Origin of the sequence: Dyadobacter sp., assembly GCF_017744695.1 — a bacterium.
In the GTDB taxonomy this organism is placed as follows: domain Bacteria; phylum Bacteroidota; class Bacteroidia; order Cytophagales; family Spirosomataceae; genus Dyadobacter.
Window position 1 is genome coordinate 1,421,204 of the sequence record NZ_JAGIAS010000001.1, and the last position, 14,490, is coordinate 1,435,693.

The window sequence follows — 14,490 nt, forward strand, 5'->3', positions numbered from 1 at the left end:
TCTACTTTTGTGTTTCATTCGTTAAATTGCCTGTAAGCAAAATCGCACAAAATCAGGCCCATATCTCAGCACAGTGGCTATCAATCAGGATAATGTAAGACTTGTTTTCGGACTCAAACTCAAACAGCTCCGGCTCGACAAGGGAATGTCGCTCAGCGAACTTTCCCAGAAATCGGGGTTGTCGATTTCTTATATCAATGAAATTGAAAAAGGAAAGAAGTACCCGAAATCCGACAAAATCCTTGCATTGGCGAGCGCCATTGAGGTCGATTACGACACGCTGGTTTCATTAAAACTGAGCAAACGGCTGGAACCGATTTCCGATCTGCTCAGCTCGAATATCCTGACGGAACTCCCCCTCGAATTGTTCGGCATCGACCCCGCCAACCTGCTCGAAATCCTTTCCGATGCGCCTACCAAAATCAGCGCGTTCGTGGGAACGCTCATCGAGATCGCCCGGAATTACAACATGTCGATCGAGAAGTTCTATTTCTCGGCCCTGCGGACGTATCAGGAAATGCACGATAATTATTTCGAGGATATCGAAGAGGAAGCCGAGCGTTTTCTGGGGGAGCAAAATGTGGAAGCAACGCAGTTGCTCGATGAGCAGCAGCTCGAAACCATTCTCAAAGAGCAGTACGGCTACACGATCGAGCCTATTAATGAGCGCAATAATCCCGAGTTTGCGACGGTGCGGTCGCTTACAATCCCTAATGCAGCCGGCACGCGCCTGTTGATCAATGCACATTTATCCTCCGTGCAACGGGCATTTATTTACGGGCGGGAAATAGGGTATTTGTATCTCAATCTGAAAAACAGGTTGCACACCACGGCGCTCGTCGAAGCGGAATCGTTCGAGCAACTTTTGAACAATTTCAAAGCTTCCTATTTCGGCAGTGCCATTATCATCAAAAGAAGCCTGCTGGTGCCCGCCATCGCCGATTTCTTTGCACAAAAAACCTGGCAACCGGAGAAGCTGATCCAACTCATTCATGACTTCAATACCACGCCGGAATCTTTCTGTTACCGCCTCAGCAATATCCTGCCGCGTTATTTCGGCATTAACCAGATTTTCTTTTCGCGTTTCAACAATTTCGTCGGGCAGAACCTGTTCCATATGACGAAGGAAATGCACATTTCGAGAAAGCATTACCCGCACACCGTCCGCGACGAGCATTACTGTCGCCGGTGGGTAGCGCTCACGATCCTGAACGATCTGGGGGAGATAATCCAGGCGAAACAGCCACCCCGCATTTTGTGCAAGGCCCAGAAATCGACGTATATCGATACACAGGACCAATATCTCGTGGTGAGTTTCGCACAACCCATGTCGCCCACGCCCAACCTGAATGTGAGCGTGTCGATGGGTATTTACCTGGACGAGCAAACACGGGAGAAACTGGCTTTCCTCGATGACCCTTCCCTGGCCGCCAGAGAAGTAAACCAGACCTGCGAGCGCTGTTCCCTGTTCGATTGCCGGGAGCGGATTGCAGCGCCGGTAATCCTGCAAAAACGGCATAAAAACGAGGAACTCCGGAAAGCCCTGAAGCGGATGATTAACTGATCATTTCCGGTTATCTATTATATTTAAAACGTAAACCCGGGAAATTTTGAACCTTCAATGGGGGTTTCCTGTCAAATAAATGTCTGATAAGTACCCTGCCGGTTGCTATTAAAAAAATCTTAGAAATAGGCAGGCGGAAACTTACAGTTCTCTTCTCAACTATCTTTGTTTATTATTTGAAGAAATTGCTATGCCCGGCACTTATGATTTTGAGGATCTCATTTTAAAACTGTCGACCCCATTTTATATATGTCTGATCGGTCTTGAGATCTTTTTAACATACAAAACACCCCACGAGGAACTGGCCAAACGTCCGGCCTATTCTCTGAAAGACACATTAATGAACGCGGTGCTGATGCTGCTCAACGGCGGCATCGATTTGCTTTTCCGCGCTGCGTACGTGAGCGTGCTGATCTGGTTTTACAATTTCTCCTTCTTGGAACCGATCGCTAATCCTTACTGGTACTGGCTCGCATTGTTCCTCGCCGAGGACCTCGCATTCTACACGTTACATTACGTCGATCACCACTGCCGACTGTTCTGGGCTGTGCACGTGACGCACCATTCGTCAGAGCATTTCAACCTGACCACAGGCTTCCGGTCGTCGGTATTCCAGCCGCTTTACCGGTTTATTTACTTCATCCCGCTCACATTGGTGGGTTTCAACCCGGCTGATATCATCGTCATGTACTCCATCACGCAGATTTACGGCATTATCGTCCACACCGAATACGTGGGCAAACTGGGCTGGCTGGAATACATTTTCGTAACGCCTTCACACCACCGCGTGCACCACGCGAGCAACGTCCAGTACCTTGATAAGAACATGGGGATGTGCCTGATCATCTGGGATCGACTGTTTGGTACTTTCCAAGAGGAGTTGCCTGGTGAACCTCCGCGATATGGTCTCACCAAATCCATGGAACAGCAAGGTCTGGGGCAGACCGTTTTCCACGAATGGAAGGCTATCAGTGAAGATTTCTCGCAGCCGATCGATTTGAAGACGAAGCTGAAATACCTGTTCAAAGCCCCGGGATGGTCGCCGGACGGTTCGCGGGAGACGAGTAAGGATTTGCAGCGGAAGCTGGCGAATGGTACTTCGGCTGTCGGCTATCAGCCATCAGACCATTCATCAGCCAATTTCGAAGCCCGACAGCCGACTGCCGAGAGCCGAAGTACTATTTAAACGCCTGCACCCCCGTAATCTCCGCGCCCAGAATCAGCAGATGAATATCGTGCGTCCCCTCGTAGGTAATCACCGATTCGAGGTTCATCATGTGGCGCATAATGGGGTACTCGCCGGTAATGCCCATAGCGCCGAGGATCTGGCGGGCCTCGCGGGCGGTATGTAAGGCCATTTCCACATTATTTCTTTTCGCCATGGAAATCTGGACGGTAGTAGCTTCGCCGGCGTCCATCAATTTGCCCAGGCGCCATGCGAGCAATTGCGCTTTTGTTATCTCTGTCAGCATTTCGGCCAGTTTCTTTTGCGTAAGCTGAAATGCACCGATCGGTTTGTCAAACTGAATGCGCTCCGCAGCGTACTTCACAGCGGTTTCATAGCAATCGATCGCCGCGCCGATAGCGCCCCAAGCGATGCCGTACCGCGCTTTATCGAGGCATTGCAAGGGAGCTTTCAGCCCCTCAGCGCCTGGAAGAATATGTGTTTCAGGAATCAGTACATTGTCAAAAACCAGTTCGCCCGTCGCGCTCGCGCGCAACGACCATTTGTGATGGATTTCAGGCGTTGAAAAACCTTCCATACCGCGCTCGACGATCACACCTTGTACCCTCCCTGCTTCATTCCGTGCCCATACCACGCCGACTTGTGCAAAAGGGGCATTCGAAATCCACATTTTGGAGCCATTGAGCAGATAACCACCTTCGGTTTTCACAACATGCGTCTTCATCCCACCAGGATTCGAACCATGGTCCGGCTCGGTAAGCCCAAAACATCCCAGCCATTCCCCGGTCGCGAGTTTGGGCAAATATTTACGTTTTTGTTCCTCGGAACCAAATGCATAAATAGGCCACATCACCAGCGAGCTCTGCACCGAAATGGTCGAGCGCATACCCGAATCGCCCTTTTCGATCTCCTGGCACATCAGTCCGTAGCTGGTATAGTCCAGCCCGCCACCGCCATATCCAGCCGGGATCGTCGGCCCGAAGACACCCAGCTCTCCAAATTTGGGGATTAAGTGCAAAGGGAACTCCGCCTTTTGGGCATAATCTTCGATAATCGGCTTGATTTCGCGATCAGAAAAGTCGCGCACAGCCAGCTGAATGAGGCGCTGCTCTTCGGTCAGCAGGTCGGCAATGTTGAAAAAATCGGTTTGGCTCATTTCAGGGTCAGGCTTACATCAGTTGCCATTGGCTTTGGGAATTTTCCTGCCCAGCGCCGTTGCAGTAGCAATCCATTCCTCGATCACTCGTTGGGCATTTGTCAATGCTTCGCTTTGCGTTGCACCATCAGCCATGCATCCCGGCAATTCTGGAACTTCCACAATAAATGATCGATCTTCCTCGCTCCAATACATGATCAATTCGTGATTACCTGGCATAAGCAAAGGTTGTTTACAATTTCAGAATTAATCTTAGACCATCAAAATGCTCAAACCCCAAACACCTTCTTTACATAAACCAAATCCTCCTTATGTGCCTCAACGCCGTCCATCGTCTTCGGCGAAGTTTTTTCAAGGCATTGCTCCAAAACCAAATGCGGCTTTACACCCAGGTTATCCAACGCATGAGCCAGTCTCGGATAATCGATATCTCCTTCCGTGAAAGTTTCCTGCCAGATACCGCCTTTAGATTGCCGTAAATGCAGCTCGGCAATGCGTTTGCCATACAATTTCACAATATCAAACAACGCTACCTGCGAATTGCCAGAGCCGCGGTAAACCCAATGCACATCGAGGCACAGCGACACGTTTTTCGGATCGGTGGCGAGCAGCATATGGTGGAACTCCCGCGCAGCCGCACGCAGCTCCACGTCGTGTGTGTGGTATGCGAGGGTCATACCCCGTTTTTTGAGCTCCGCCCCAAGTTTATCAAGGTTTTGAGCCTGCCGGGTCAGTTGCTCGTCGGATTTATTCTTGTCGCTGCCCCATTGAATAGGACTGGGATTTGTCACAATGATTTTGGTATCCACCGCTTTGAGTGCATCAGCAATGGATAGCACCGATTCAATGGATTTGACGCCTTCCGCTGCCTCGTGCAATGCGGTATTGACGTACACGGATGGCATTGCCAGCCGGTGTTTTTTAAGTACCGGGAGTAGTTTCGACACTTCGTCAGCATTGTTGAACGCAGGTTCATAGGCCTTCAATCCCGTCGAAGCAAATTCGGCCAGCGAGGCGTCCGGATCCTTGCCCCAGTCTTTCCCGTCGCGGGCATAAAAGGTGATCCACGAGTACTGATTGCACGACAGCGGCAGGGCTGCGGCATGCTGCTCGGCACGGGCGGCTTCCGAAAGTACTGCGGCCCCGGCCGAAACAGCCAGGGTGTTCAGGAATTGGCGGCGATTTTGCGACATGGATTTATGGGTTTGAATAGTGTTTGACGATCGTTATGCATTAAAGTAGCACCGCGCGGTTTGCTACCCGGGTATGCTGCCAAGGGTGGTCAGGTGTGGTCATGGATTGTCAGGAATGGTGAAGGGTTGTCGAGATGCGGTCAGGTACTGTCAGAGGTAGTCATGTGTTGTCAGGTGTGTCAGGGATTGTGCGGGGTTGCGTGCTGTGAAAGTATCCGTACCTTTGCAGCATTAAAGGATAAATCCCTTTCCGGAATATGCAACATACGCTCCAATTGACCCTGGCGCCTGAGATCGCGCTGGACGATGACAATTTTCGTCGTTTTGTCATCCAAAAACTCCGCCTTCGCGAAAGCGACAACCCATTCATTCGCAAAACGCGTCAATCGATCGATGCCCGTAGCCGGCAGGTAAAAATTAATGTGCAGGCAGAAGTTTATGTGGGCGAAACACCACCCGCGCTCGTAGGTTCCCGCATCGTGTACCCGGACGTGAGCAAGCGCCCACAGGCATTGATCGTCGGTTGCGGACCGGCCGGGATGTTTGCCGCATTACGGCTGATCGAACTCGGTATCAAGCCTGTTTTGTTTGAAAGAGGCAAGGATGTGCGTACCAGACGGCGCGACCTGGCAGCGATCAACAAGGATCACCACGTCAACCCGGAATCCAATTATTGTTTCGGAGAGGGCGGCGCCGGGACCTATTCCGACGGTAAATTATACACCCGCTCCAACAAGCGGGGCGATATCCGCAGGGTACTGGAAATATTCGTAGCGCACAGCGCCAGCGAACAGATCCTCATCGACACCCATCCACATATCGGCACCAACAAACTACCGGTTGTGGTTTCTGAAATGCGCGAGAGCATCCTGAAAGCAGGCGGAGAAATTCACTTCGATACCAAAGTCACGGATTTGATCGTCCGCGATAATCGGATTGACGGTGTGATCACCAACGATAAAGACGAGCATGCGGGAATCGGCGTCATACTCGCGACCGGCCATTCGGCGAGGGATATCTACGAACTGCTCCATGCCAAAAACATCCTGATCGAAAGCAAATCTTTTGCTATGGGCGTACGGATCGAGCACCCGCAGAATACTATCGATAAAATACAATACCATTGCGAGGTGGACCGCGGCCCCTATTTGCCCGCTGCTTCTTATAGTCTGGTCACCCAAACCCGCTACAAAGGCGTGCAGCGCGGCGTCTTCTCCTTTTGCATGTGCCCGGGCGGCTTTATCGTCCCGGCGGCAACGGCTTCGGGGGAGGTGGTCGTCAACGGCATGTCGCCCTCGCGCCGGGATTCGCCGTATGCCAATTCCGGCATGGTTGTGACGATCGAAGACGCGGACCTTGTACCTTACAAGGAGTTCGGGCCGATGGCAGGGCTTCAATTGCAGCGTGAACTGGAACAGGCCGCTTGCAAGCTCGCAGGAGCCACTCAAACAGCCCCGGCCCAGCTCGCGGTGGATTTTGTCAAAGGCCGGACCTCTGCCCATTTGCGGGACACTTCCTACCAACCGGGCCTACAATCGGTCGACCTGTACGACGTACTCCCGGGTCATATTGCCTTCCCGTTGCGCGACGCGCTATCCGATTTCGGCCGCAAAATGCGCGGTTACCTGTCAGGTGACGCCCAGTTGATCGGCGTCGAAAGCCGCACCTCCTCGCCCGTACGCATCCCCCGCGAGCGCGAGACGTGCGAGCACCCGGAAATCAAAGGATTGTTCCCCTGCGGCGAAGGCGCTGGTTATGCAGGAGGTATCATGTCGGCTGCCATGGATGGGGAAAGATGTGCAGAGCAACTGGTGAAGTTGTATGCCGGAGACCAGGTCTAGCGCAGTTACAATCGATGCAAGTAATTATTATATTTGTATTGATTGTAAACAATTATCACACACTATATTATGCCAGAAATATTCAGAGGTTCGGCATGAAGTTCTTCTTTTATAGCCTGGAACATCTACCCATTCACATCCATGTCAGAAATGCCGATGGCACGGCCAAGTTTAAAGTAAATCCAGTAAAATTAGTGGAAAGCCACGGAATAAAACCTAAAGACCTGATGCTCGCAGAGGCGTTGGTTGAGCAACATTCGGAACTGATTATTAAAAAGTGGCACGAGTTTCATGGTGAATGATTTTAATCCACAAAAAGCAGAAGCTATGAAGATCAACAAAGTTTGGTTCGACGAAACCAATATATACCTGGTGCTCGCCAGTGGTCACACCATAGGCAATCCGCTGGCTTGGTTCAAACGACTGGAAAAGGCCACTTCGGACCAACGACTTCGATTTGAAATCGGCCCGTTAGGCGGTAGCATTCATTGGGAGGAACTGGACGAAGACCTGAGCCTCGAAAGCTTTTTTGACTTCAAAAGAGAGCTCAACTACGCAAAGATTTAGGTTTCGTGCGTTAACTTGGGCGTAATGTTCTGCCACCTAACTCTTCAACAACTCAGCCAACATGGCCGCACTGGAATCATTTTCCGCTTTTACCGATCAACTGACTCATAAACTGAAATTCCCGCTTCCTGGTGAGACGGCCCACCGGGTAATGCAGGCTTCTTCCCGGCTCCGCCTGACTTTCAAGCCCAATCACCGTACGCGCCGGAGCGCGGTACTAATCTTGTTTTATCCCCACCAGAACGAAATCTACTTCCCGTTGATCCTCCGGCCCGCTTACGACGGTGTGCACAGCGGACAGGTTGCATTTCCCGGCGGACGGTATGAACTGAGCGATGAAAATCTGATCCGCACGGCCTTACGGGAGGCACAGGAGGAAATCGGGCTGCGATTGACGGATGTCCGAATCCTGGGCGCATTGACCGAGCTGTTCATTCCGGCCAGCAATTTTCATGTGCTGCCCGTGGTAGCGGCCATGCCCTACCGCCCCGACTTCTACCCCGACCCACGCGAGGTGGAAGATATTTTCGAGATCAAGCTGGAAGAAATCTCTGATGTTGACATTATCGGTTCGAGCGACATCCAAGTACGTGGCGAACAGGTACATGCGCCGCATTATATGGTGCAGGGTTATAAAATATGGGGTGCCACAGCCATGATGATCAGCGAACTGCTGGCGGTGTTGAATGCGCCGGATCCTGCACCTGAAAACTAAGTTTTATCGCTTATTTTGCTATATTAGCAGTTAATTCAACCTGATCTTCCGGTAAACTTCACCCTGTTTCTTTCTTTTTGAATGAGCCAGTCCCCCATGAAGACCGGGAAGCGAATGGCTGATCATTTTTTTCTGAATACTTAAAACCTGGTTCCTCCTGCATTTATGGACGAAAACGGAGCTGCGCCCGACGTAGAAGATAGCGGATTGCATGATAAACTGCCCATTTCGGGCCTATACGAAAACTGGTTTCTTGACTATGCCTCTTATGTAATTCTGGAACGTGCCGTTCCGGCGATCGAAGACGGTCTGAAACCCGTTCAGCGGCGCATTATGCATGCGCTCAACGAAATGGACGACGGCCGCTTCAACAAGGTGGCCAACGTGGTGGGATCTTCCATGCAGTACCACCCGCACGGCGACGCGTCTATTTACGACGCGATCGTCAATATCGGCCAAAAAGAGCTGCTTTTCGATACGCAGGGCAACTGGGGCGATATCCGTACGGGCGACGGGGCCGCTGCCGCGCGTTACATCGAGGTACGGCTGTCGCGGTTCGGCAAAGACGTCGTTTTCAACGACGACACCACCGAATGGCAGCTATCCTACGACGGCCGGAAACGCGAACCGATCACTTTGCCCGTCAAATTCCCGCTGTTGCTCACGTTGGGTGTGGAGGGTATCGCGGTGGGTTTGTCGACTAAAATACTCCCGCATAACTTCTGCGAGCTCATCGAGGCGTCGATCACGATCCTGCAAGGCAAGGAGGTCACGATCTATCCCGATTTTCTCACAGGCGGCCTGGTGGACGTCTCCAACTACAACGACGGCCAGCGTGGTGGCAAAGTTCGGGTACGTGCCAAAATCGAGGAAGAGGACAAAAAGATGCTCGTCATCCGCGACATTCCTTTTGGTACCACCACTACTTCCCTCATCGAGTCGATCATCAAGGCGAACGACGCGGGTAAGATCAAGATCAAAAAGGTGGTGGATAATACCGCCGCAGATGTGGAAATCCAGGTACATCTGGCGCCGGGTGTTTCACCCGACATTACGATGGACGCGCTGTATGCGTTTACGGAATGCGAGGTTTCCATTTCGCCGAACGCCTGTATCATTATTGCAGAAAAACCGCATTTTGTCGGCGTAACCGACATTTTGAAATACAATACCCAGCAAACCGTTCACCTCTTGCAGCGCGAGCTGGAAATCAAGCGGCTGGCCTTGCTGGAAAAAATCCTTTACGGCTCCCTCGAAAAGATCTTCATCGAAAACCGCATTTACCGCGACATCGAAGAATGTGAGACTTTCGAGGCCGTGATCCGCACGATCGACAAAGGCCTGGAACCTTACAAGCCACAGTTTTACCGCGAAATCACCGACGATGACATCGTAGAACTGACTGAAATCCGCATTAAGCGTATCTCGAAATACGACAGCTTCAAGGCCGACGAGCTCATGCGTAAATGGGAGGAAGACCTCGCCGAAACCGAGGACAACCTGGCGCACATTACCCGTTTCGCGATCGAGTATTTCAGGGAGTTGCTGAAAAAATACGGCAAAGGAAGAGGTAGAAGGACTGAAATCCGGGCATTCAACCAGATCGCCGCCAATATCGTGGCAGCCAACAACCAGAAGCTTTATGTTAACCGGGCGGAAGGTTTCATTGGTTATGGTTTGAAAAAGGATGAATACGTCATGGACTGCTCCGATATCGACGACGTTATTGTGTTCCGTGCCGATGGCCGTTGTGTGGTGACCAAAGTGCAGGATAAGGTATTTGTCGGCAAAGACATTATCCATTGCGCCGTTTTTGTTAAAAACGACGAACGGAAGGTCTATAACCTTGTTTATGTGGATGGTAAAACGGGCGTTTCGTATGCGAAGCGCTTCCAGGTAACAGCCGTCACGCGCGACCGCGAGTACGACCTCACACAGGGAACACCGAAATCGAAAATCACCTATTTCACGGCGAATGACAATGGCGAAGCCGAGATCATTACGGTTAACCTTCAAGCGCAAAGCAAAGCGAAGGTCAAACAGTTTGACTACAATTTTGCCGACCTTTTGATCAAAAATCGGAGCGCGATGGGTAACATTCTGACGAAATACCCCGTCAGGAAGCTGACATTAAAATCGGCCGGCCGCTCTACCCTGGGCGGTGTGGATATGTGGTTCGACCCGATTATCGGTCGCCTCAACCGTGACGAGCGCGGCGAATACCTGGGCAACTTCGGCCCTACCGATAACATTGTGGTTATTTACAAGGATGGCAGCTACGAGCTCACCAACTTCGACCTGACCAATCACTACGAGCCGCACGAGGTGCTGCTGGTCAAGAAATTCGACACCAAACTTCCTATCACCGCCATTTATTTTGATGGTGGTCAAAAACAGCATTTCATCAAAAGGTTCAACATCGAGACTTCTTCGCTCGACAAGAAATTCCTTTTCATCAGCGATGCCAAAAACAGCAAGCTGATCCTCGCCAGCACGGATATTCGTCCACGGCTGGAAATCGTTTATCCTAAAACGGCACAGAAAGAGCAGACTGCCGACGAATACCTGGTGGAAGAGATGGTCGATATCCGGGGCTGGCGTGCACAGGGGAACCGTATCCCGAACGATAAGTTCAAGGACATCCGCTGGCTCGAACCACTTGCAGTGCCCGTAGAAGAGCCGGAAGAGGTACCGGGCGACGACGCATCAGGCGCGGAACAGTCAGAATCGGGAGCGGATGAAGTAGCCGACGACGACAACAGCGACGAGGCGGCCGGCGGCCCGGCGCCCGGCGAACCGGCGACCGGCGACCCGGCGAATGCTTTCCCCGAAAATACTGTTAATCCGGAAGAAGAGGCAGACGGCGGAGAAGATACCGGCGGCGCGGAAGATCAGGATGGCGGTGAAGTGTCGAAAAGCGAGTCAAAGCCCAAAAAAGAGGGCAAAAAAGGCTCTGATCCCAAAAGTCAGCTCGGATTATTCGAATAGGCCCGGCAACAAAAACACCCGCCGTTTGCGTATATCAGCATTAAATGCCGATGTACGCAAACGGGCAGAATTTCCAGGAACTGAAAATTCAACAGGCAACGCGTGCACAGGTGAAAAAATTGATCAAAATCATATTAGCCTTATTATTTGCCTGCATGGTTTTCATCTTGCTTTGTAATTTCTGGGTAGTTTACTGTACACGCCAGTATACCTATTTCTCTATCGAAAGCCTGCCGCCCAACGACGTGGCGCTGGTGCTCGGTACCAGTAAAAAGTCAGAAAGGGGTACCGAAAACCTCTTTTTCAAATACCGGATGGAGGCTACCGCGCGACTTTTCAAGGAGGGGAAGATCAAATACATTATCCTGAGCGGCAACAACGATTCGCAATACTATAATGAGCCGCTGGATATGCAGCGCGCACTCCTGAACCTGGGCGTTCCTGAGAATGTCATGACGCTCGATTACGCCGGCTTCCGTACGTTCGATTCGATCGTGCGCTGCAAAAAGGTTTTCAATCAGGACAATTTCACGATCATTTCGCAGAATTTTCACAACGCCAGGGCACTCTATATTGCCCATAACGAAGGTATTAATGCGATCTCCTTTGCAGCACAGGACGTCCCTGACGGCTATTCCTTCCGCACGCTCGTGCGCGAGTACCTCGCCCGCCCGAAGGCTGTACTCGACGTCCATATCCTGCGCCCGGCCGCGGACGTGACTTCCAATATTCAAATTGGTAAAAATGAACATGACGAATGAAGCTGCGCCGGAACATTACCGCCCTGCTTCTGCTCGTTAGCCTCGTTTGTACCAAAGGCTTTTCACAAACCACCTATACCGTAAAAGGCCGCATTACGGATGCTTCTACGGGCGATCCCATTCCTTTTGCCAATATCGGCATCCGTGGGCAACTCGGCGGTACTACCACCAATTTCGATGGCATTTATGAGCTGAAATTCAGCCCACCGGCCGATTCGGTTACTGTGACATACGTCGGCTATACGAGCCGGAGTAAGGCCATTGTCCCGAATATGAGCGAACAAGTCATTGATGTCCAGCTTTCCCCGGGCATTATGCAGCTTCGCGAGGTGAAAATCCTGGCAGGAGAAAATCCGGCCTATGCGGTGATACGCAAGATTGTGGCACGTAAGAAAGCTAACAACACCGACGAGCTCACTGCTTACGAATACCAGGCTTACAACAAGATTCAAATCGACATCGACAATCTTTCGAAGGGGTTCAGGGACCGGAAAACGGTCAGGAAAATGGCCCATGTGCTCGAAAAATTCGATGAAGTGAAAGGCGAGAATGGCGAAACGATTATTCCGATCTTCATTTCCGAGTCCGTCTCCGATGTTTTCTACCGGCGCGATCCGCAGAAAAAGAAGGAGGTTATTAATAAAACAAAAGTCTCGGGCGTAGGTCTTAGCGACGGCAGCGTGGTTTCCCAGCTGATCGGCTCCACATTTCAGCAGTATAATTTTTATAATAACTGGCTGAATATCCTGCAAAAGGATTTCGTTTCACCGATTTCCGACAGCTGGAAACTTTACTACGAATATTACCTGGCCGACAGCGTCTACAATGGTACCAGCTATGATTACCACATCGATTTCGAGCCCAGGCAAAAGCAGGACCTCGCATTCACGGGCTCGCTGTGGGTTGACGGTCAGACATTCGCATTGACGCAAATTGACGTGAGTGTGGACAAGCAAGCTAACCTCAACTACATTGACCGTATTAAAATCCAGCAGTCGTATGAGGTGTCCGACGATGAAAAGAACTGGCTTCCCCGCAAAACGCGGGTACTGATCGACGTCGACGAGCCTACCCCTCAGGCTGCGGGCATGCTCCTGAAGTTCTATTCAGCCCAATCCAAATACAAACTCAATGTGCCGCGCGACGGCCGCTTTTACGACACGGCCATTGAGCTCGCGGAAGATTACCGCGACCATGATTCGACATTTTGGATAAAAAGCCGGCCGGAAGAGCTCAGTCCCACGGAACAACTGACATTTGGGATGATCGACTCGCTGAAAGCCCTGCCGGTTGTCAAAACCTATACAGAGCTCCTCAATATTTTTGTAAATGGCTATAAAAGGATCGATAAGTGGAATATCGATCTGGGACCTTATCTGTTTTTGTATGCCAACAATAAGGTAGAAGGTAACCGGTTCCGCCTGGGCTTCCGGACCGATCCGGGGTTCAGCAAAAAATGGATTTTCAGCGGCTACGGGGCATACGGCACCCGTGACCGCGAGTTCAAATACGGGGGTGGATTGGACTACATTATCAGCCGGAAGCCCTGGACAATGGCCGGCGTTTCCTACTCCAAAGACCTGGAAAGGCTCGGACTCTCCGCCGATGCGATCGGCCCCAGTACGATATTCGGGGCATTATCACGGTTCGGAGCATTCCGGCGGCCGTACTGGCAGCAGGATATTTCGGCCTATTTCAAAAGGGAAGTCGTAAAAGGCCTTACAGGCAGTGTGCAGCTCCGTCACCGGACCTTCGATCCGCTTTTTGCTTTCACCTACCGCACCGACCCGGCGGCGGGCGACAATTCACCTGTGAAGAGCGCATTCGACATTACGGAAGTCAATTTCGAGGCAAGGCTCGCGCCGAAAGAAACTTTCCTTCTGAACGATAACGAGCGCATCAGCATGGGTAACGGCAATTCCCCCGCATTTACGTTACGCTATACGCACGGTTTCAAGCATTTATTGGGCGGCGATTTCAACTACAACAAGTTTTCCTTCAACATCCGGCAGAGCTTTCGTGCGGGAGTGATCGGGCGCACCTATTACAACGTTACGCTCGGATATATTCCTTCCACCCTGCCCTATCCGCTGCTTTACACGCCGCTGGGCAACGAGTCATTCTTTTATGTAGAGAATGCATTTAATCTGATGCGCTATTTCGAGTTTATCAGCGACCGGTATTTTGCCCTGCGCATGGAGCACAATTTTGAAGGATTTATATTAAACCGCATTCCCGCGATCCGACGTCTGAAACTGCGGATGCTGGCTACCGGAAGGCTTTTCTACGGCAATATCAGCGGGGCCAACGAGAAGCTTACCACTACTACCGACGAATCGGGCAAACAGGTTCCCGCATTCAGCCGACTCAATTCAAAACCTTACATTGAACTGGGCTACGGAATCGACAACATTTTCCGCACGGGTCGCGTCGATTTCATTCACCGGCTTACCTATCTCGATAATCCGAATGTCACACCGTTTGCTGTGAAGATTTCCTTCTGGTTCAAATTGTAGTGT

The 14,490-nt window shown here is 51.3% G+C and carries 12 protein-coding genes; 9 read left to right on the forward strand and 3 right to left on the reverse strand.

What is annotated here, in order from left to right:
• Nucleotides 1–73 precede the first annotated feature (73 nt).
• The gene (locus J7619_RS05450) at nt 74–1,564 is read left to right on the forward strand and encodes a helix-turn-helix domain-containing protein (RefSeq protein WP_291195196.1); all 1,491 of its coding nucleotides are present in this window, start codon (nt 74–76) and stop codon (nt 1,562–1,564) included.
• A 190-nt stretch (nt 1,565–1,754) separates the two neighbouring features.
• Complete coding sequence (locus J7619_RS05455; RefSeq protein ID WP_291195199.1) at nt 1,755–2,750, forward strand: sterol desaturase family protein; 996 nt, start codon at nt 1,755–1,757, stop codon at nt 2,748–2,750.
• On the opposite strand, the gene J7619_RS05460 is transcribed toward J7619_RS05455, so the two are convergent.
• Genes J7619_RS05460 through J7619_RS05470 form a run of 3 tightly spaced genes read right to left on the reverse strand, consistent with a single transcriptional unit; the run spans nt 2,743 to nt 5,099 of the window.
• Entirely contained in the window at nt 2,743–3,906 is a 1,164-nt protein-coding gene (locus J7619_RS05460; protein ID WP_291195201.1) for an acyl-CoA dehydrogenase family protein, read from the reverse strand. The genes J7619_RS05455 and J7619_RS05460 overlap by 8 nt on opposite strands.
• 18 nt (nt 3,907–3,924) lie before the next feature.
• Nucleotides 3,925–4,125, reverse strand: coding sequence for a type II toxin-antitoxin system HicB family antitoxin (locus tag J7619_RS05465; RefSeq protein WP_291195206.1), 201 nt, complete (start codon nt 4,123–4,125; stop codon nt 3,925–3,927).
• 50 nt (nt 4,126–4,175) lie between these two features.
• Nucleotides 4,176–5,099 (reverse strand): sugar phosphate isomerase/epimerase, encoded by a 924-nt coding sequence (locus J7619_RS05470; RefSeq protein ID WP_291195208.1) that lies wholly within the window; start codon nt 5,097–5,099, stop codon nt 4,176–4,178.
• 257 nt (nt 5,100–5,356) lie between these two features.
• Here J7619_RS05470 and J7619_RS05475 point away from each other — a divergent pair, with 257 nt between their 5' ends.
• The 7 genes from J7619_RS05475 (at nt 5,357) to J7619_RS05505 (ending at nt 14,487) form a co-directional block, all read left to right on the forward strand.
• Nucleotides 5,357–6,940, forward strand: a complete 1,584-nt coding sequence (locus tag J7619_RS05475; RefSeq protein WP_291195211.1) for an NAD(P)/FAD-dependent oxidoreductase — start codon at nt 5,357–5,359, stop codon at nt 6,938–6,940.
• A gap of 95 nt (nt 6,941–7,035) precedes the next feature.
• A complete protein-coding gene (locus J7619_RS05480; RefSeq protein WP_291195213.1) occupies nt 7,036–7,242 on the forward strand; it encodes a DUF4160 domain-containing protein in 207 nt (68 codons plus the stop codon).
• Nucleotides 7,243–7,267: 25 nt separating this feature from the next.
• Nucleotides 7,268–7,507, forward strand: coding sequence for a DUF2442 domain-containing protein (locus J7619_RS05485; protein ID WP_291195216.1), 240 nt, complete (start codon nt 7,268–7,270; stop codon nt 7,505–7,507).
• A gap of 61 nt (nt 7,508–7,568) precedes the next feature.
• A complete protein-coding gene (locus J7619_RS05490; RefSeq protein ID WP_291195219.1) occupies nt 7,569–8,222 on the forward strand; it encodes a CoA pyrophosphatase in 654 nt (217 codons plus the stop codon).
• A 165-nt stretch (nt 8,223–8,387) separates the two neighbouring features.
• Entirely contained in the window at nt 8,388–11,210 is a 2,823-nt protein-coding gene (locus tag J7619_RS05495) for a DNA gyrase/topoisomerase IV subunit A (RefSeq protein ID WP_291195222.1), read from the forward strand.
• A 50-nt stretch (nt 11,211–11,260) separates the two neighbouring features.
• Nucleotides 11,261–11,971 (forward strand): vancomycin high temperature exclusion protein, encoded by a 711-nt coding sequence (locus J7619_RS05500; protein ID WP_291196496.1) that lies wholly within the window; start codon nt 11,261–11,263, stop codon nt 11,969–11,971.
• Nucleotides 11,968–14,487 carry a DUF5686 and carboxypeptidase-like regulatory domain-containing protein gene (locus J7619_RS05505; RefSeq protein WP_291195225.1) on the forward strand — a complete coding sequence of 840 codons (2,520 nt, stop codon included), beginning with the start codon at nt 11,968–11,970 and terminating at the stop codon, nt 14,485–14,487. The genes J7619_RS05500 and J7619_RS05505 overlap by 4 nt, the downstream gene beginning before the upstream one ends.
• Nucleotides 14,488–14,490: the final 3 nt, after the last annotated feature.